This window comes from Pseudoalteromonas sp. GCY, from assembly GCF_016695175.1.
Lineage (GTDB): Bacteria > Pseudomonadota > Gammaproteobacteria > Enterobacterales > Alteromonadaceae > Pseudoalteromonas.
On record NZ_CP068023.1, the window covers coordinates 665,301 to 684,955 of the forward strand.

Below are 19,655 nucleotides of genomic sequence, written 5' to 3' on the forward strand. Positions count from 1 at the left end.
TTTAAAAAATTACCTGCGTTATCTTTTTGTATTTTTCTGGAATTCTTTTTTTTGTCATTTCCCTTCATATACGTTACGGTATATTTTGTTGAAGTATGTTTATCGAGCTAATCTTGGGCGTTGCACTATTCATAGGGGGGTTAGATTTTTTAGTCCTTGGAAACTACATGTCGGTGACGGGACTAATATTCAGTACGGATGCTTTTTGGATTGCAGAGGGGGTCTAATCATTGGGGATAATGTGGATATAACTTTGGGGGTCCGTATTCTATCACAGTACCATGATATAGACTCTCCAAATTACGAAACAAAGAGCGCGATAGTTTCTATCGAGAATTATTCAATTATTGGTTCGTATGCTCTTATTTTGCCTGGTGTTCAAGTTTCAGAGGGCACCGTCATCGGTGCAGGGAGTGTAGTCGTATCTAATACCAAAAAGTTTTCTTTATATGCAGGAAATCCAGCAGTTTTAAAGCGGAGTCGGGCTCCTTTATTATCTTATATCCCCTACTATAAAAGGCCATTCCATTAATGAAAAAAATCGCTATCGTAGATCCTTCTTCCTATGCACTTCCTTATGATTATCATTTTGTGAAGTCACTTTCGGGAAGTTATATAATAGACTTTTATTGTTCAGAGACTAAGTTTAATAATGATTATATTAAAAAGATTAAGAATATAAATAATGTGCGTGTTAAAAAATACTCTATTTCTAATGTGGGTAGGGTTTTTGGGGTTGCTAGTCTTTTTAGAATGTACTTATCAATTTTTTTATCACGTAATGACTACGCGTCGATAAATATACAATGGTCTGTTTTTAGAGTTTTTGATTTGCTTTTTTATTTTTTGATTAGGAATTCGCTCGTATTTACGTTTCATAATGCTAAGCCGCATAATTTGAAAAGGAAGCGCTCAATTTTCGATTTTTTTATTTTTAAGCTTTCTAAAAAAATTGTTTTCGTTAGTAAGTATACAATGGATGAGTTTTTAAATATACATTCCATTAAGCAGAGGGATGTTTTTCTTCTAAACCATGGATGCATGCCGCTTGTAGGTAATGAACACGCCTTAGGTAATATAGTCTCTAGTGATACCACAGGGGGGGTGAAAGCGGTTTTTTGGGGAAACGTGAAAGAGTATAAAGGGGTTGATTTTTTAGTTGATTCATTAGAAAGATTGAAAGAAAATAAATTAGATCTGGAAGTATACGGCAAGTTCGATCTTGATATGAAGAAATATTATGAAAAGCTAATCTTAAATGGCTGTATCTCTGTAGACGACTATTTAAGTTTGGAAGATGTAGCAAATATTCTAAATCGACCAAGTGTTCTCGTTGTGCTTCCTTATAAGAATGCTTCGCAATCAGGAGTGATGTATAATCTGCTTGCTCATGGTGTTCCTTTTGTGTCATCAAGAACCGGGGAAGCATATAGATTTTTATCCGAGAATCGCCTTCACGGTCTGACATTTGAATATGGAGACACAGACTCGTTGATACGAGCATTTCTTTACTTTGTTGACAATAGGCCAGCAATCCTTGAAAGACTTAAATGTGTAAAGCAAGATTTAGATTGGACATATGATACGAAAGTTTTAGCGGAAATATTTGGGTGATATTTTGAAGGTTTCTATAATAACGGCTACATATAATTCCCAAGAATATATTAGCAAAACATATGAAAGTATAAAGAAACAAACTTATAAAGACTGGGAGTGGATTGTTACTGATGATTGCTCTAGTGATGATACTTACTCTATTCTATCATCAATAGCTGACAATGATATTAGGGTCAAGTTGTTTGTCAATAAGGTTAATAGTGGGGCTGCGATAGCTAGAAATAACTCCTTGGATTTTGCAAGTGGGGAATTTGTTGCATTTATCGACTCTGATGATTTATGGGAGCCTGAAAAGCTATCTATGCAACTAGAATTTATGCAAGAGTCTAATTCTGATTTTTCTTTTACTGCTTATCAATTGATCTCTAATGATGGTGCATTGTTAGGTAAAACAATAGATTCTTCAAATTCAGGTAGCTTTAATTATTTTGATATGCTGAAAAAAAGAGCAACGTTAGGTTGTTCTACCGTAATTATTTCTAAGACACTCTTAAATGAGAGGCGTATGCCGAATATCAGAACAGGTCAAGATTATGCTTTTTGGTTAAGCATAATGAAGAGTGGTCACTCAGCGAACATATTGCCTGTTGTTCTAACTAAGTATCGCATTTCAAATAATTCTATATCTAGGAATAAGTTTAAAAAGGCGCTTAGACAATGGGAGATATATAGAGGTTTTGAAAAACTTGGAGTTATCAAGTCTCTGTTCTATTTTGTTTTTTATGCGTTTCACGCAGTATTTAGAAGAGCTTAACAATGTCTAGAATTCTTCCTGTTATTATGGCCGGCGGCTCAGGCACGCGTTTATGGCCATTATCACGCGGCAACTACCCAAAACAATTTTTAAAACTACATGGTGAAAATACCATGCTTCAAGAGACTATTTTAAGATTAAATGGCCTTGAACATACACCTGCAATGTTAATTTGTAACGAAGAACACCGTTTTATTGCTGCTGAGCAAGTTCGTCAATTAGGTGTGGCGCATAGTGGCATCTTTTTAGAACCTGTAGGCCGTAATACCGCCCCTGCTATTGCATTAGCTGCCTTTAAAGCAATTGAAAACAGTCAAGACGCATTATTGCTCGTTTTAGCTGCTGACCATGTAATTGAAAATCAAATAGCATTCCAAGAAAGCGTGAATAAAGCAAAATTGTTAGCGGACCAAGAAAAACTAGTGACTTTTGGTATCGTTGGTAACACCCCTGAAACGGGTTATGGCTATATTAAACGTGGCGCAGAAGTTGAGCACGGTTTTGTTGTTGATAGCTTTGTAGAAAAGCCGAATCTTGAGACGGCTCAAGAATATATTGCCAGTGGTGACTATTACTGGAATAGTGGCATGTTCTTATTCAAAGCAAGTCGTTATCTTGAAGAGCTAAAAGCATTTCGCTCAGATATTTATGAAGCGTGTGAAAAAGCAGTTCGAGTACAAAATAATGACATGGACTTTGTACGTGTAGATAAAGAAGCATTTGAAGCATGCCCAGATGAATCTATTGATTATGCAGTAATGGAACACACACAAGACGCAGTTGTGGTACCGATGGATGCAAACTGGAGTGATGTAGGTGGTTTTGCTGCGCTATGGGAAGTGTCTGAGCAAGATGAAAACGGCAATGCTTTTATCGGTGACGTTAAATCTGTTGATACAAAAAACACGTTAGTATTTGGTGAAGACAAGTTGGTTGCCACTGTAGGTGTAGAAGACCTAGTAATTGTTAATACTAAAGATGCTGTTTTAGTTGCGCACAAAGATGAGTCTCAAAAAGTAAAAGAAATAGTAAGCCAATTAAAAGCATTTAATCGTTCAGAGGTAACCTTTCATCGTGAAGTATATCGACCTTGGGGAAAGTACGACTCAGTTGATAATGGTGAGCGTTTCCAAGTTAAAAGAATTACGGTTAAGCCAGGTGCAAAACTATCCGTGCAAATGCACCACCACAGAGCAGAACATTGGATTGTAGTTTCTGGTACAGCAAAAGTGCAAATCGATGATACAGAGCAGTTCGTCACTGAAAATGAGTCAGTATATATTCCAATTACAGCAGTTCATGCGTTGGAAAACCCAGGAAAAGTAGATTTGGAGCTTATAGAAGTTCAATCAGGTTCTTATTTGGGAGAAGATGACATTGTAAGGTTTGAAGATAGGTATGGACGCGTAAAGGGATAAAAATGACTACAAAATCAATCATTGAAAAAAGTGGTATAGCTTTTGGAACCAGTGGCGCGAGAGGCCTTGTTGTAGACTTTACTGATGAGGTGACAGCTGCCTTTTCATATGCTTTCTTGAGTGTAATGAAGTTAAGCTATTCATTCGATTCGGTAGCGATCGGGATGGATAACCGGCCAAGCAGCTATGGAATGGTGCAAGCGTGTGCAGCGGCAGCAAAAATGTTAGGCCTCAAAGTGCTATATTTTGGTGTGTTGCCAACTCCCGCTCTTGCATATTCATCAATGCAAATGAAAATTCCTTGTATTATGGTAACTGGTAGTCATATACCTTTTGATAGGAATGGCCTAAAATTTTATAGACCTGATGGCGAAATAAGTAAAGCAGATGAAAAGGCTATAACGAGCAGTGACTTCCTCTTTCCCTCTGTGAGTAAAGGTGAGGTTCAACTGATTGAGAGTGACAAAGCTAAAACTGCTTATATTTCAAGGTATGTAGACTTCTTTGGCGAACGTGCCTTACATGGTAAGAAAATTGGTATTTATGAGCACTCTAGTGCTGGGCGCGATATTTATAGAGTATTATTTGAAAATATGGGGGCTACAGTCATTAGCCTAGGGCGGAGCGACGAATTTGTTCCTATTGATACTGAAGCTGTCTCTCAAGAAGATAAAGTTAAAGCTATTGAGTGGGCAAATGCTTATAAGTTTGACGCTATTTTCTCAACCGACGGAGATGGTGATCGACCATTGCTTGCTGATAAGCATGGTCAATGGTTGAGAGGCGATGAGCTAGGTTTACTTTGTAGTCAAATTTTAAAAGTTGATGCTTTGGCTGTGCCTGTGAGCTGTTCAACGGCAGTTGAACTATCTAAATGTGCTACTTCAGTGGTGAGAACTAAAATTGGTTCTCCTTATGTAATAGCTGAATTTGAAGAGTTACTTAAGCAGTATGATACTGTCGCTGGCTTTGAAGCTAACGGTGGTTATCTGTTAGCTACAGCCATAGAACACGATGGCAAGGTCTTAGAAGCCCTGCCAACACGAGATGCATTATTGCCTGTCTTAGCTGTACTTACTGCTAACTCTACTTTAGACGAGCTAGTTGAACGAACGCCAAAAAGAGTCGTAGCTAGTGATCGCCTTCAAAGTTATGAAAACTCAAAGGCTAAGAGTTTATTGAATAAGCTTATTGAGGAACCACAATTAATAGAAGCATTATTGGGCTTGCAAGTGATTAATATTGATCATACTGATGGAGGCCGATTTTCATTTAATAATAAAGAGGTTGTGCATTACCGTCCTTCAGGAAATGCGCCAGAGTTAAGGTGCTATGTAGAAGCCGATACTCCAGAGCGAGCTGAAGACCTACTTAAATCTGCACTTGAATTTGCCGCTCAACAGTAGCTCGTACTAGCTATATAAAATATAGCTAGTACACTTTATATGCTAGACTTACCGCTCTAGCTCTAGTTTGTATATTCAACACGGATAATGGAAATGTTTGTTGAACTCTGTTTTGTAACTTTTTTTTCGTTTACTACGCTTTTTTTGATGAGAAAAGTAGCTAAACGAATTGGTCTAGTGGATGTACCTTGTGAAAGAAAAGTTCATCAAGGCTCTATACCTTTAGCTGGCGGCATCTCTGTCTGTGTTTCAGTTTCTTACTTTTTATTGAACCGAGCGGATAGTTTTCCAAACCTTGCAGTTTTGTCAGTCAGCCTGATCCTGCTAACTGCTCTCGGTGCTTTAGATGATAAATACGATCTTAGTGTAAAAGTTAGAATTGCTTTCCAAGCATGCATTGCGGCAGCGATGATATATTTTACTCAGTACCAAATTTTTTCGCTGGGTAACCTATTTGGTTTTGGAGAAATTGAATTAGGAGCAATCGGCACAATTATGACTATAGTCGCTGTAATCGCAGCGATAAATGCATTTAATATGGTCGATGGTATAGACGGCTTACTAGGTGGACTTTCAATTGTTACTTTCGCTAGTCTTGCTTTATTAGGCGTTGTTTACGGCGATCGTCTTACTACTGCTATTTCTCTTATTTTTGTCTTTGCAATAATACCTTATGTGCTTATGAACTTGGGCTTGCTAGGAAGAGAGCGAAAAGTATTTATGGGCGATGCCGGTAGTATGATGATTGGCTTTGCCGTAGTTTGGTTATTGCTATCTGTTAGTCAAACGGCTGGATCCGCTTCAGAGTCTGTTCGTCCAATAACAGCTATATGGTTAATTGCTATCCCCCTAATGGACATGACAGCGATTATGATCCGTAGGATCAGGCGTGGAGACTCTCCCTTTAAGCCGGATAGAGAGCACCTTCATCATATCTTCCAAAAGCTAGGTTTTACATCTATCCAAACGCTAGCAGTTATAGTGACCATATCAGCTATATTGGCGCTAATTGGTATAGGTGGCGAGCTACTCAATATACCCGAGTATGTAATGTTTTATGCTTTTGTTCTGCTCTTTATTGGATATCACCAAGTGCTGAGTAAGATTTCTGCCGTGAGTTTGTTCATCAATAATACTTTTGGCACTCAACTTAATGTGGAAAATGTGAAAGCGTAAAGAAAAGCTGATACTGTAAAGCCAAAGTCTAACATTTATAACAATTTTAAGTAGATAAAATGCGCAATAAAACTTATTACTCTTTGCCTATATTGGCCATGTCTGCTGTTTGTTCAGCAACTGAGCAACCAAGTTATATGTCCTATGCAGGCTATACTGGCCTTTTCAATACGCCAAATGCTGAAGTTTTGGAAAAAGGCGTGATTGATATTGGCTATAACAACCAGCTTGATGTCCGAGGTCAAGCGTATGTCGATGGTCATAACTATATCTTCTCTGCAGGTGTGTTTGATGGCCTTGAAGTTAGCGGTGTGATTGCGTCAAACACTATGCATGACAATATGTTTGCAGAGGGTAGAGGCCAGCTTCGAGATCTATCGTTTAACTTAAAATATCAAATCCCCTATATTCCTAAAGAGTGGTTTAATCTTGCTATCGGCGGTAAAGACTTAGGTGGAGCGGCAAATAACTATGAAACCTATTATTTAGCAGGTTCTCGTGAATGGAATGACTTTAGGTTTTCAGCTGGTTTTGCAGTAAGCGATCGCGCAACCGGGCAAATGGATGGTGCTTTTGCTGGTATTGAATGGCAACCATTAGATTGGTTTGCATTGCAGGTTGAGCATGATGCGGATGCAGTGAATGCGGGTTTACGTTTAACTGTACCTAAAGAGTGGATTTACGATGTAGGTACACTCACGTTAACCAGCAAGTTTTACAGTAATACTGATCATGCAGAAAAGGATACCTTTTGGGGAATAAACTTTTCTATGCCGCTTTTTGAGCAGGCTAAGTTAAATGATCCAACAGAAGCTGCACCAGCGCCGATTTTAGATAACCATAAAAAGCGTGAAGCTGCATTTGAAGCGCACTATCAACAGCAACGAGAGTTGGCTCAAAAGCCGCTAGAAGAAGCTAAGCAAGAAGTAACTGAGCGTGATGAATACAGAAAGTCACTTACGCTACAAACTCGTGAGCTTAAAAATGCACTAATCGACGATGGCTTAGAGGCGATTAGTGTGGGCTTTAATCGTGATCCGCATATTGTTGTAAGTTTTGAGAACTATGTATTTAATCGTAATGATATAGACGCTATTGGTCTTGTGCTTGGCCGTATTGCTGAACATATAGATGAGCCTGAGGCTAAATATACGATTCAGTTATTAAACCGTGGTATTCCAATGCTTTCTGTGCGTGGTGATATCGATAATTACCGTGAGTTTATCAATACCAGCAGTACGCCAGATATGGATATTCGTCGCGGTGAAATGGATCCGATTGGCAGTGTCTCTTGGGTGGGAATGCCTAAAGCCAACAGTCCTTACTTTAGACCACGTGTAACAGTAGGGCCTTCGCTCGATTCACACTTCGCGACAGAGATAGGTGTTTATGACTTTTCACTCGCAATTAAAGCCGATGTGGATGTGCCGATGTGGTATGGCGGTGGTATAAGCGTCAGTGCTGAAACCGAAGTTGCCAAAACAGATGACTACGAAACAGGCAAAGCATTTGGCCGCTTTGCAAAAGACAGTGGTGTTACGCAAGCGACAATCTATCAAACGTTAGATTTACCGTATGGAATTTATAACCAAACCCATATTGGTTTCTTTAAAGAGTTTAATGACTATACAGGTATCAAAAACGAAACGACTTGGCTTAGTGAAAATGGTCGTCACCAGCTTAATGCTGAAATTGGTTATTTAGAATATGATGACTATGACTTAGATAGAGACTATCAAACTTTGTCTTATCGTTATAACTGGGTTGAGCAGGATGTGAGTTTTCACGCAACAGCAGGTCGATTCTTTTATGAAGATAGCGGTGTAAAACTAGAAACTCGCTTCTGGTTTGGCGATAGCTATATTTCAATCTTTGCCCAAGATACGGATGTACAGGTCGCAGGTATTGCGTTTAGCATCCCGCTAACTCCACGTAAAGATATGGCACCAATCCGTTATGGCCAAATTAAGGGTAATGAAGCTTGGCGACATGAGGTGAGTACACGTATTGGTGAGTCAACAAATGCCTTGGTAATTGGCCGCGGACATTCAGTTAAAACACCTGTGAATTTGGATAAGACATTCCTTAATCAAGGACGCTTGTCGAGTAGTTATATTTACAGCAATTTGGCAAGATTAAGAGAAGCTTACCTAACTTACAGATAACAGTAGCAGCGGCTTTGTGTCGCGATGCTTTCGTCGCGGGATAAACCCGCTGCTACGGGAGTGGTGTTTTGGTGCACTTGTCGCGGGGTCATGTATTCGTAGCAGCGATTTTACGTCGCGATGCACTTGCCGCGGATTATGTATTTGTAGCAGCGACCTTATGTCGCGATGCACTTGTCGCGGGATAAACCCGCTGCTACGAGAGTGGTGTTTCGATGTTTTTGTCGTGAGGTTATGTATTCGTAGCAGCGACTTTACGTCGCGATTCTCTTGTCGCGGGATAAACCCGCTGCTACTAAAACCTGCGGGAATCATACAAGCACCTCACTCTCACTCTTACTATTAAATTTATATACCTTGTTAATAAATAAGCACTATATTGCAACTTTTTGCTATAAATTTGACTTCATTCATTGTCTATTTAGTGTTCTAAAGGTATCCTACTTTCAACTTATTACAGGCGGTTGGAACTACCGCTTTTCTGTGATAAATTAAGGCAGCTAACTCCGACTATATGGTTGTTTTTTCGCTAGATTGGTAGAATAACTGAGTTGGCTTTAGTCAGGGAGCGACTTAGTTCCTGTCTGTCTTATTAAATGATTTAAAACTTAAGCTTATATTGCTCTCTCGTAATATGGCTTTTTTTATGAGTTAACGCGTCAAATTGGCGTAAGTTAACAGAAGGAAAACAAGGACTAATCATGATTGCAAATAAAAAATCTCTTCTTGCGCTCTCTGTAGCGTCTGCGCTAACGCTTTCAGGCTGTTTTAGCGATGATGACAACAACGTAACTATCACGCCTCCACCAGAGCCTACTGATCCAGTAATCGTTGCACCTGAGACTCCAGATGCACTAGCACTAGTTGTAAACGGTAACGTTGTTAATGCAGACTTCGACGCGATAAAAGCTCAAGTAACTCTACTTGAAAATGGTGAACTAAGTGCAAACACTGTTGACGTAAATGGCACTGCAGTAAACGTGATTGACGCAACTGAAGGTGACTTTACTTTCACACTGAAAGAAGGCGCTTCTGTTGATTCAATTACTGTTAACGTAACAGCTGAAGGTTATGTATCTAAGAGCTTTATTGTTGATTTAACACTTGCTGAAGGCGAGTCAGTAGTTCCTGCACAACTAGAGCTTGTTTCTAAAAATGCTGAAGGCCTAGCAGATAAAGTGGTAGAAGCTTCTGTAACTGATGCGACGACTGCTGAAGTAATCACAGCAAAAGCTGAATCTGGTAAAGCAGGTGCTGACGTAGCGGTTCCAGCAAATACTCAGCTACTTGATGCAAACAACAACCCAGTGTCAGGTTCTACAATTTCACTAAATGTTACTGCTGCTGATAGCACATCAGCAAGTGCGGGTGCGATTCTTCCTGAAGGTCTTAACGCAGCAGGTGCTGCTGAAGTTAAAACTCCAGTTGCTGTAACTAACATCGTAATGACTGACGATGCTGGTAACAAAATCAAGAAGTTTAGCCAGCCTATCGAAGTAACAATGGCAATTCCAGCTACAACTACACTGAGTAGCGGTGAAGTTGTTAAAACAGGTGATGAACTAACGCTAACTTCTCACAACGAAGATACTGGTGTTTGGTCTACTGAGACAAATAAAGTAACTGTTGGTGCATTAAATGAAGCAAACGGCACATACGCTGGTTCATTCATGACTGACCACCTTACGTTCTTCTCTGCTGTAGATACATTCGATGCATGTCAATCAGACATCAATGTAACTTTCTCTGGTGATGAAATCCCAGCTAACGGTTTAACTGTTAAGATGGAATCTAGCGACTATAAAGCTTCTGTACAAGCAAAAGCAGGTTCTACATCACAAACTGTTATTTCTGCAAACAAGGCATCACAAAAAGGTATTGCTGCTGATGCAACAGCACGTGTAACTGTTAAAGACAAAAACGGTAACACATGGTTCGATAGCGAAACTGAAGTGTCAGTGTGTGGTAACGTAAACGTTGTGCTAGCTAACCCTGTTACACTTGTTGCTGAGTCATTCGCAGTAACTGCTGTTTGTGAAAACGACGACACAGTAACTACACCGCTAGCAGGCGCGGTTGTTAAGTACCGTTTAGAAAACAAAGGTTTTGAATCAGCTACTGGTACTGGCGGTACATACGAGCTAACAGACCTAGTAGAAGCTGCTTCATACGAGGTACGCGTTGTACCACGTGGTGCAAAATTTGCGGGTCTTGGCGCGCAAAACTTTACTATCACAGCAGATGGTACTGACGAGTCAGCTGAAATCACTGTAGCATGTGACGAAGTAACTGGTTCTTAATAACTATCGGCTAAGATTTTGCCTTCATTAAGGCAATTTACGTCTTAGTAAGATTAAAAAGCCGCTTAAATGCGGCTTTTTTGTGTCTGTTTCTTATTCAGTGGTGTCTATTAAAAGACGTTGTCGTGCAACCTTGTATTTAAAATATGTTAGTGGTCGTTACGATAACTTAAGGCTATGAAGTAAAAACACTTGTTTATCTTGGCAACTCACGTCAATCAAGAGCGAATTAGCAAACCTTAGTGTAAAAATATTTTAATTACTAGCTGGACAATCTTTGAACTTTCTCTATATTTAAGTTTCGATGTAATAAAACGCGCGTTAGTGCCGCTTGGCACTTTCAAAAAAGGGAACAAGGACCAATCATGATTTCGAACAAAAAATCTTTACTCGCTTTATCTGTAGCTTCAGCTTTAGCACTTTCGGGCTGTTTTAGCGATGACGATAACAATGTGGTAATCACTCCGCCACCTGAGCCAACAGATCCGGTAGTTGTTGCACCAGAAACGCCAGCAGCTTTAGCATTTGCTGTAAGTGGTAACGTAGTTGATGTTGATACTGTTGATATCGTTGCGCCGGCGACAATTACCTTTTTTGAAGATGGAGAGCCAACGTCAAATTTGGTTAACGTCAATGGCGACGCAATCACTCAGATCACAACAGAAGATGGTAGCTATACCTTTACTGTAAAAGAAGGGGCGAATGTTGGGATTGTAACTGCAGTAGTCGCTGCTGATGGTTATTTTTCAAAAAGCTTTGACATCGACTTAAGTAATGAAGATTCTGCAGCAACGCTAGAAGCTGAATTGGCACTTGTGTCAAAAGGTGGTGACGAAGTTGTTGAAGCAAGCGTTTCTGAAAGTGTGACTAATGCAACAACAGCCTCTCCTGTTACAGCTGCGGCTGCAAAAGGTAAAGCAGGTTCTGATGTAACTGTTCCTGCAGGCGTGCAACTAAGAGATGCAAGTGGTAATGCCGTTACGGGTACTTCTGTATCATTAACTGTTGGCTCTGCGGATCCTACGTCTAGCAAGATTTCAGCTGTTTTGCCTGCTGGGTTAAGTGCTGGTAGTACAACCAGCATTAAAAAGCCAGTTGGTGTAAGTAATATCGTTATGCAAGATAACAATGGAACTAAGATCAAACAATTTAGCCAAGAGATCGATGTTTCTGTTTCACTTCCTGTCGCAACCTTAGCACCATCTGGTGATAGAACAATTCAAACGGGAGACCAGTTTGATGTTTCTTCAAATAACGAAGATACTGGTAAATGGCAGTCAGAAACGAATAAAGCAACCGTTGGTGCGTTAAACGCTGAAGGCACGGCTTACAAAGCATCTTTTAAAACCGATCACCTTACGTTTTTTACACTGTCTCGTTCAGTTCCAATTTGTACGCAAGGTATTACAGTTAATGTGACTGGCGATACTGTGCCGAGTTCAGGTCTATATGTGAGTATGACCTCTGCTGATGCGAGTGTATCAAGTTATTTACGTGGTGGTAGTACATCAAAAACAGTTGTTTCAGCTAGCACTTCAGCGCGTTATGGTATTAGCTCAACAGCAACAGCACGTGTAGTTATCCGTGACGCAGCAGGTAACGTGTGGGGGAATGCTTCATCAACAAATGCTGAAGTTCAGGTATGTAATGGCCCAGTTTCGATCACGCTAGCAAATCCAATTCAAACCACTGTTAATGAAAATGTAACTGTTAGAGCTGTGTGTTCTAACGATACAACGGTAACAGAAGTTATCCCTGGTGCGATTGTAAAGTATAGATCAAGTACGACTAAGCCATTCCGCACTGCAGCGAACAATGGTGACGGTACTTTTGCACTGTCAGCACTAAACGGTGATGTCGCGTCATATGCTGTTAGCGTAGATCCTCGAATTTCAGCACCATTTACAACGTCTATTACGCCAGATGGAACAGATGAAACTATCGATGTTTCAGTAGCTTGTGACACTGTAACGGGTAGTTAAGTACAGAATGATTAGTCCAATCAGTTAAGCCGCGGAGACGCGGCTTTTTTCTTGCCTAAATCTTAAATATTTTTATTCATAAATCATACTCCCAGAATTAACCTTTCTTTCGTAGCAGCGACTTTAGGTCGCGACTCATTTTATGACTTTATGTCGCGACTCTTTTTATGACTTTATGCCGAGGTTCTTTCTGTAGGCTTATGTCACGGTCTTTTTTTATTGTGAAGACCCTGTCGCCATTATTGGTTTTCTATCGCGGGATAAACCCGCTGCTACGAGTTTGGCGTAGCAGCGACTTTATGTCGCGACTCTTTTATGACTTTATGTCGCGACTCTTTTTATGAGTTTAGGTCGCGACTGTTTTTATGCCTTTATGTCGAGATTCTTTCTATGATCTTATGTCACGGTCTTTTTTATTGTGAAGATCCTGTCGCCATTATTGGTTTTCTATCGCGGGATAAACCCGCTGCTACGAGTTTGGCGTAGCAGCGACTTTATGTCGCGACTGTTTTTATGCTTTTATGCCGAGGTTCTTTCTGTAGGCTTATGTCACGGCCTTTTTTATTGTGAAGATCCTGTCGCCATTATTGGTTTTCTATCGCGGGATAAACCCGCTGCTACGAGTTTGGCGTAGCAGCGACTTTATGTCGCGACTGTTTTTATGACTTTATGCCGAGGTTCTTTCTGTAGGCTTATGTCACGGTCTTTTTTATTGCGAAGATCCTGTTGTTATTGGTTTTCTATCGCGGGATAAACCCGCTGCTACGAATTAGGCGTAGCAGCGACTTTATGTCGCGACTCTTTTATGACTTTATGTCGCGACTGTTTTTATGCTTTTATGCCGAGGTTCTTTCTGTAGGCTTATGTCACGGTCTTTTTTATTGTGAAGAACCTGTCGCCGTTATTGGTTTTCTATCGCGGGATAAACCCGCTGCTACGAATTTTGCGTAGCAGCGACTTTATGTCGCGACTGTTTTTATGCCTTTATGTCGAGATTCTTTCTATGAGCTTATGTCATGGGCTTTTTTATTGTGAAGCTCCTGTCGCCGTTATTCGTTTTTTATCGCGGGGTAAACCCGCTGCTACGAATTAGGCGTAGCAGCGACTTTATGTCGCGACTCTTTTTATGAGTTTAGGTCGCGACTGTCTTTATACCTTTATGTCGCGATTCTTTCTATAATTTTATGTAAAGGTGACGCTATGACGCTCCTGCCGACGGACAAGCCTGGGTCTAGGTGGGAAGGTGACTATCAAACTTCCGAAAATGACCAAAAACCGTTAAACTTAAGATCTTTAGTATACTCAATACGTTGACTACAGTATGAAATCTCATTTAGGCCGCAGAGCATTTTCCACTATGGAGCTTCATACCTTGTTTAACGGTTATATCTACTCAGATGAAAAACTAAAGCGTGAGCAGCCTAAACATTGGCATTTTTGGCTACCTTTGCTGAGTTATTACACCGGTGCGTATAGTGATGAAATTGGCTCACTTACACTTGATGATGTTTACTACAAAGACCACGTTCATGTATTTCACTTTAACACCCACGGTAAGATTCAATCGCGAGTGGTGCCTATTCATCCTGCATTATGGCAAGCAGGATTGGAGCAATATCTAACATTGGTAAAACAGCAAGGACATCGACGTCTTATGTTTGATTTACCTGCAAAAACTGGTCGTTATAGCGAGAAAGTTAGAATATGGTTTTCTGGAGAGGGGGAAAGACAAGGGTATCTACAAAAATGTGGTTTACCCAATGTTGATCAGCAAGGAATGAAAACGGCGATCAGCAGTTTACGACTAAACTTCGAGCAACAAATCAGAATATCAGCTATTCAGCTCGGGACTAAAGACAGTTTTCAATATTTATTGGGTTTAAAGCAAGATGGACATGAAGTTACGCGCCCACCTTTTCACTTGCTCAAGCAGGTTATTTCTCCGATCCGGGTTATTAATCCCAATATCACATGGCAACGCTTTTTGGAGCGGCACTAAAACGTAGTACTCAGTTACTACCACTTCTTACGTCAAGCGCATTATTATTTGCTAGATAAGTTAAGCAAGTAACACGCAGCATAGACGCCAAGTTTTTGATCTCACCATGACGTTCAATTACTTCTTGGTAAAGTAAAGAAATAAACTCGGCAAGGCCCAGATCTTCCCGTTGAGCTATGGTTTCTAAAACTTGCCATATTTCATTTTCTAACGCGAGGCTAGTAACAGCTCCTTGAATGCGAATAGAACGTTTGGTTACTTCGTAACGATGAGGCTCAGTTGATGCGTAGAGTTCACACATATAAATTCCGTAGGTAAAGTAATGGCAAAAATGATCCACTCAATGATCAGAGTGAAAGACGCTGATCGCTCAATTAAATTTTATCATGATGTATTTGCGTTGGCAGTGAAACGACGCATTGACTTTAATGATTTTTCTCTTATCTACCTTGGCAACGATGAAACTTCGTTTGAACTGGAGCTAACTTGGAATCATGACACCACGCTAGATTATACAATCGGTAATGGCTATGGGCATTTGGCTTTCGCCACGGATAGCTTGCAGGCTGTCTACAACAAGGCTCAAAAGAATAGTTATTGCCCTAAAGAAATCAAAGATTTTTATAATCAAAATGTATTAATAGCAAGATTCTTTTTTATTAAAGATCCTGATGGTTATGATATTGAAGTAATTGAAAAAAGCGATGTGTATCGGTAGTAATGGGTTTATCCCGTGACGTGAAGGCGTGAAAACAATCGCGACGTAAAGTCGCTGCTACGGATGTGAATAAACCTGTAGCAGCGGGTTTATCCCGCGACCAAGGTTGGCTATTGCGACATAAAATTGTTAAAGGTGTCACGACGTCAACAAGGCGTAAAAGCAATCGCGACCTAAAGTCGCTGCTACGAATGTGAATAAACTTGTAGCAGCGGGTTTATCCCGCGACCAAGGTTGGTTATTGCGACATAAAATTGTTAAAAGTGTCACGACGTCAACAAGGCGTAAAAGCAATCGCGACCTAAAGTCGCTGCTACGAATGTACGCAACCCTGTATCTGGGGGGATCCCGCGGCCAAAGTTGATTCCAATATACTTTTGAAGTTTGCTCTCTTTCAAATCTGCTCTATTCTTTAAGTATGCAGGGTTATAAGGATATAACATGTACAAAAGTCGAAACTTGAGGAATAAGCGGGTCTCACTCGTAAATCATTTTTATGCAATTACCTTAACGTGCAAAGATAGAAAGTCGTACTTTAACTCCTTTTCGATTTGTGCCGAGGCCGCTAAGACGATCATGGCTTGTGAGCAGGGGCAGCTTTTTAAAGTCATTGCTTTCGTATTAATGCCAGATCATCTTCACTTAATCATTCAATTAAATGGTTCTTTAAAGTTACCAGATTCTATTCGAGCGATAAAAGGTCGCATAGCAACCAGTTTACGTTCTTTCGGAGTATTTGGTTTATGGCAAAAAGGTTATTATGAACATTTAATTCGAAGTGAAGACGACTTAAAAGAACAAGCAAGGTATATAATTCAGAATCCAATTAGGGCTAATCTTGTTACGCGGGTAGGTGAATATCCATATTGGTTTTGTATTTGGGTGTGATTTATTAAGGTGATTGCAGTTAAACAATCACGATGTAAAGGCGTGAAAACAGTCGCGACCTAAAGTCGCTGCTACGAATATACGCAAACCTGTAGCAGCGGGTTTATCCCGCGACATAAAAGCATGAAAACAGTCGCGACGTAAAGTCGCTGCTACGAATGTACACAAACCTGTATCTGGGGGGGATCCCGCGGCCAAAGTTGGCAATTGCGACATAAAATCGTTAAAGATGCCGCGATGTGAAGGCATGAAAACAGTCGCGACGTAAAGTCGCTGCTACGAATGTGGACAAACCTGTAGCAGCGGGTTTATCCCGCGACTAGGATTGATGTTGCGACATAAAATCATTAAAGGTGCCGCGATGTTAAGGCGTGAAAACAGTCGCGACGTAAAGTCGCTGCTACGAATGCATATAAACCTGTAGCAGCGGGTTTATTCCGCGACGTAAAGGCATGAAAACAGTCGCGACCTAAAGTCGCTGCTACGGATGCACATAAACCTGTAGCAGCGGGTTTATCCCGCGACGTAAAGGCGTGAAAACAATCGCGACGTAAAGTCGCTGCTACGAATGTGCAAAAATCTGTAGCAGCGGGTTTATCCCGCGACGTAAAGGCATGAAAACAGTCGCGACGTAAAGTCGCTGCTACGAATGTGAATAAACCTGTAGCAGCGGGCTTATTCCGCGACGTAAAGGCATGAAAACAATCGCGACGTAAAGTCGCTGCTACGGATGCACATAAACCTGTAGCAGCGGGTTTATCCCGCGAACAAGGTTGATTCCAATATACTTTTGAAGCTTGCTCTCTTTCAAGTCTGCTCTATTCTTTAAGTATGCAGGGTTATAAGGATATAACATGTACAAAAGTCAAAACTTGAGGAATAAGCGGGTCTCACTCGTAAATCATTTCTATGCAATTACCTTAGCGTGCAAAGATAGAAAATCGTACTTTAACTCCTTTACGATTTGTGCTGAGGCCGCTAAGACGATCATGGCTTGTGAGCAGGGGCAACTTTTTAAAGTCATTGCTTTCGTATTAATGCCAGATCATCTGCATTTAATCATACAATTAAATGGTTCTTTAAAGTTACCAGATGCTATTCGAGCGATAAAAGGTCGCATAGCAACCAGTTTACGTTCTTTCGGAGTATTTGGTTTATGGCAAAAAGGTTATTATGAACATTTAATTCGAAGTGAAGACGACTTAAAAGAACAAGCAAGGTATATAATACAGAATCCTGTCAGGGCTAATCTTGTAAAGCGGGTGGGGGAATATCCATATTGGTTTTGTATTTGGGCGTGATTTGTTAAGGTGATTGCAGTTGAACAATCGTGACCCAAAGCAAAGGAATCGCGACCTAAAGTCGCTGCTACGAATATGCATAAACTTGTAGCAGCGGGTTTATCCCGCGACCAAGGTTGGTAATTTCGACATAAAATCGTTAAAGGATTCGCGACGTAAAGGCATGAAAACAGTCGCGACCTAAAGTCGCTGCTACGAATGTGCAAAAATCTGTAGCAGCGGGTTTATCCCGCGACCAAGGTTTGCAATCTCGACATAAAATAGTTAAAGGAGTCGCGACGTAAAGGCGTGAAAACAATCGCGACGTAAAGTCGCTGTTACGAATATGCATAAACCTGTAGCAGCGGGTTTATCCCGCGATCAAGGTTGGTAATCGCGACATAAAATCATTAAACGGAGTCGTGACGTAAAGGTACGAAAACAATCGCGACCTAAAGTCGCTGTTACGAATATGCATAAACCTGTAGCAGCGGGTTTATCCCGCGATCAAGGTTGGTAATCGCGACATAAAATCATTAAACGGAGTCGTGACGTAAAGGTACGAAAACAATCGCGACCTAAAGTCGCTGTTACGGATGTGCATAAACCTGTAGCAGCAGGTTTATCCCGCGACCAAGGTTGACTGTTGCGACATAAAGTCGCTGCTACGAATGTGAATAAACCTGTAGCAGCGGGTTTACCCCGCGACAAATTAAGAAGCTAGGCTTAATTGATGAAAGCGTTTCAAAAATTGCGAAAACTCTTCACCTAATTGCTCATCGCGAATAGCATATTCAACGATGGCTTTAAGGTAACCAAGCTTGTCGCCACAATCGTGCGAACGACCGCTCATATGAAAAGCCTCAACGGTTTCCTGTTCCATCAGCATATCGATAGCATCGGTTAACTGGATTTCTCCACCAGCACCGACTGGGGTTTTTCTTAGTAGTGGCCAAATATTTTTAGAAAGCACATAGCGACCAACAACTGCTAGATTAGAAGGAGCTTCTTCTATGGCTGGCTTTTCTACCATATGCTTTATTGCACTACTTTCACCTGGACGTAACGACACACCGTTGATATCAGCAATACCATATTTACAGACATCCTGCTGTGGTACGGGCTCTAACATAATTTGGCTAGCTTTCGTTTGGTTGAAACGAGATAGCATTGCAGCTAAATTTTCATTTCCCTGATCGGCTGTATATTCATCCAAAATGACATCGGGCAGTACAACAACAAAATCATTATCCCCAACAATAGGTTGCGCGCACAAAACCGCATGGCCAAGACCTTTGGCTTCACCCTGACGAACATGCATAATCGTAACGTCTTCAGGGCAAATCGAGCGTACTTCTTGTAAAAGTTTACGCTTAACACGTTTTTCGAGCGTTGCTTCCAATTCAAAGCTGGTATCAAAATGGTTTTCAATTGCATTTTTTGATGAGTGAGTCACTAACACAATTTCTTTAATACCCGCAGCAACACATTCTTTGACAATATATTGAATGAGTGGCTTATCTACCAAAGGCAACATTTCTTTAGGAATGGCTTTGGTCATTGGGAGCATGCGAGTACCAAGGCCCGCGACAGGAATAACTGCTTTCATAAAAAGTCCATATTTTGACTGGTTTCCAATTTTCACCCCGCATTGTAGCGCTTCATACAAAAGTTGCAAACCAGATTAAGTTGCAATTTCTTCAATAGTATTCAGGAGTATACTCTAATACTTCATTTTATGCCGTTGCTTCGCTTTTTCGCTATTTTGGGCTATTTGCTCAAGCCATTAGGCGAATGAAAACATCATGAACGACGAGAGCTGAATGAGCACTGATTTTGGAGATTACAGCTTTGATCTTTCTACGCTTTTACATATCTCAATTGAGAGTTACTGTGCATAAGAAGCCAAACTGATTTTGTCTTACACATTAGGCTCTATCTAGTGAAACATT

The 19,655-nt window shown here is 40.6% G+C and carries 14 protein-coding genes; 12 read left to right on the plus strand and 2 right to left on the minus strand.

The annotated features are described in order from the left end of the window. Positions 1-531 precede the first annotated feature (531 nt). The 9 genes from JJQ94_RS08075 to JJQ94_RS08115 all read left to right on the plus strand — a co-directional run bounded on the left by JJQ94_RS08075 (position 532) and on the right by JJQ94_RS08115 (position 14,817). Positions 532-1,614 carry a glycosyltransferase gene (locus JJQ94_RS08075; protein WP_099031868.1) on the plus strand — a complete coding sequence of 361 codons (1,083 nt, stop codon included), beginning with the start codon at positions 532-534 and terminating at the stop codon, positions 1,612-1,614. Then, positions 1,607-2,371, plus strand: a complete 765-nt coding sequence (locus JJQ94_RS08080) for a glycosyltransferase family 2 protein (protein WP_099031869.1) — start codon at positions 1,607-1,609, stop codon at positions 2,369-2,371. Before JJQ94_RS08075 ends, JJQ94_RS08080 begins: the two co-directional genes overlap by 8 nt. 2 nt (positions 2,372-2,373) lie before the next feature. After that, positions 2,374-3,789: a mannose-1-phosphate guanylyltransferase/mannose-6-phosphate isomerase gene (locus JJQ94_RS08085; protein WP_099031870.1), complete on the plus strand. Its 1,416-nt coding sequence runs from the start codon at positions 2,374-2,376 to the stop codon at positions 3,787-3,789. Between the two features lie 2 nt (positions 3,790-3,791). Continuing rightward, a complete protein-coding gene (locus tag JJQ94_RS08090) occupies positions 3,792-5,195 on the plus strand; it encodes a phosphomannomutase (RefSeq protein WP_099031871.1) in 1,404 nt (467 codons plus the stop codon). Between the two features lie 93 nt (positions 5,196-5,288). After that, entirely contained in the window at positions 5,289-6,371 is a 1,083-nt protein-coding gene (wecA, locus tag JJQ94_RS08095) for a UDP-N-acetylglucosamine--undecaprenyl-phosphate N-acetylglucosaminephosphotransferase (protein ID WP_099031872.1), read from the plus strand. Between the two features lie 59 nt (positions 6,372-6,430). Further along, positions 6,431-8,536, plus strand: coding sequence for a YjbH domain-containing protein (locus tag JJQ94_RS08100; RefSeq protein WP_099031873.1), 2,106 nt, complete (start codon positions 6,431-6,433; stop codon positions 8,534-8,536). Between the two features lie 701 nt (positions 8,537-9,237). Continuing rightward, complete coding sequence (locus JJQ94_RS08105) at positions 9,238-10,836, plus strand: hypothetical protein (protein ID WP_099031874.1); 1,599 nt, start codon at positions 9,238-9,240, stop codon at positions 10,834-10,836. A gap of 365 nt (positions 10,837-11,201) precedes the next feature. Next, a complete protein-coding gene (locus JJQ94_RS08110; RefSeq protein ID WP_099031875.1) occupies positions 11,202-12,818 on the plus strand; it encodes a hypothetical protein in 1,617 nt (538 codons plus the stop codon). A 1,321-nt stretch (positions 12,819-14,139) separates the two neighbouring features. Further along, the gene (locus tag JJQ94_RS08115; protein ID WP_172439989.1) at positions 14,140-14,817 is read left to right on the plus strand and encodes a hypothetical protein; all 678 of its coding nucleotides are present in this window, start codon (positions 14,140-14,142) and stop codon (positions 14,815-14,817) included. Between the two features lie 10 nt (positions 14,818-14,827). Here JJQ94_RS08115 and JJQ94_RS08120 read toward each other — a convergent pair whose 3' ends face one another. Beyond that, on the minus strand, positions 14,828-15,118 hold the full coding sequence (locus JJQ94_RS08120) for a ribbon-helix-helix domain-containing protein (RefSeq protein ID WP_099031877.1): 291 nt from the start codon (positions 15,116-15,118) through the stop codon (positions 14,828-14,830). A 21-nt stretch (positions 15,119-15,139) separates the two neighbouring features. On the opposite strand from JJQ94_RS08120, the gene JJQ94_RS08125 reads away from it, so the two are divergent. The 3 genes from JJQ94_RS08125 to JJQ94_RS08135 all read left to right on the plus strand — a co-directional run bounded on the left by JJQ94_RS08125 (position 15,140) and on the right by JJQ94_RS08135 (position 17,724). Continuing rightward, on the plus strand, positions 15,140-15,535 hold the full coding sequence (locus tag JJQ94_RS08125) for a VOC family protein (RefSeq protein ID WP_099031878.1): 396 nt from the start codon (positions 15,140-15,142) through the stop codon (positions 15,533-15,535). 441 nt (positions 15,536-15,976) lie between these two features. Then, complete coding sequence (locus tag JJQ94_RS08130; protein ID WP_099031879.1) at positions 15,977-16,423, plus strand: REP-associated tyrosine transposase; 447 nt, start codon at positions 15,977-15,979, stop codon at positions 16,421-16,423. A gap of 854 nt (positions 16,424-17,277) precedes the next feature. Next, on the plus strand, positions 17,278-17,724 hold the full coding sequence (locus tag JJQ94_RS08135; RefSeq protein ID WP_099031880.1) for an REP-associated tyrosine transposase: 447 nt from the start codon (positions 17,278-17,280) through the stop codon (positions 17,722-17,724). A 691-nt stretch (positions 17,725-18,415) separates the two neighbouring features. On the opposite strand, the gene galU is transcribed toward JJQ94_RS08135, so the two are convergent. Further along, positions 18,416-19,312, minus strand: a complete 897-nt coding sequence (galU, locus tag JJQ94_RS08140) for a UTP--glucose-1-phosphate uridylyltransferase GalU (protein ID WP_017217087.1) — start codon at positions 19,310-19,312, stop codon at positions 18,416-18,418. Positions 19,313-19,655 lie beyond the last annotated feature (343 nt).

What these genes read in the sequence shown, in the direction of transcription:
- JJQ94_RS08075 (WP_099031868.1), top strand. Translation starts at nt 532, where the DNA reads ATGAAAAAAATCGCTATCGTAGATCCTTCTTCCTATGCACTTCCTTAT.
- JJQ94_RS08085 (WP_099031870.1), top strand. Translation starts at nt 2,374, where the DNA reads ATGTCTAGAATTCTTCCTGTTATTATGGCCGGCGGCTCAGGCACGCGT.
- JJQ94_RS08090 (WP_099031871.1), top strand. Translation starts at nt 3,792, where the DNA reads ATGACTACAAAATCAATCATTGAAAAAAGTGGTATAGCTTTTGGAACC.
- wecA (WP_099031872.1), top strand. Translation starts at nt 5,289, where the DNA reads ATGTTTGTTGAACTCTGTTTTGTAACTTTTTTTTCGTTTACTACGCTT.
- JJQ94_RS08100 (WP_099031873.1), top strand. Translation starts at nt 6,431, where the DNA reads ATGCGCAATAAAACTTATTACTCTTTGCCTATATTGGCCATGTCTGCT.
- JJQ94_RS08105 (WP_099031874.1), top strand. Translation starts at nt 9,238, where the DNA reads ATGATTGCAAATAAAAAATCTCTTCTTGCGCTCTCTGTAGCGTCTGCG.
- JJQ94_RS08110 (WP_099031875.1), top strand. Translation starts at nt 11,202, where the DNA reads ATGATTTCGAACAAAAAATCTTTACTCGCTTTATCTGTAGCTTCAGCT.
- JJQ94_RS08115 (WP_172439989.1), top strand. Translation starts at nt 14,140, where the DNA reads ATGAAATCTCATTTAGGCCGCAGAGCATTTTCCACTATGGAGCTTCAT.
- JJQ94_RS08120 (WP_099031877.1), bottom strand. Translation starts at nt 15,118, where the DNA reads ATGTGTGAACTCTACGCATCAACTGAGCCTCATCGTTACGAAGTAACC.
- JJQ94_RS08125 (WP_099031878.1), top strand. Translation starts at nt 15,140, where the DNA reads ATGGCAAAAATGATCCACTCAATGATCAGAGTGAAAGACGCTGATCGC.
- JJQ94_RS08130 (WP_099031879.1), top strand. Translation starts at nt 15,977, where the DNA reads ATGTACAAAAGTCGAAACTTGAGGAATAAGCGGGTCTCACTCGTAAAT.
- JJQ94_RS08135 (WP_099031880.1), top strand. Translation starts at nt 17,278, where the DNA reads ATGTACAAAAGTCAAAACTTGAGGAATAAGCGGGTCTCACTCGTAAAT.
- galU (WP_017217087.1), bottom strand. Translation starts at nt 19,312, where the DNA reads ATGAAAGCAGTTATTCCTGTCGCGGGCCTTGGTACTCGCATGCTCCCA.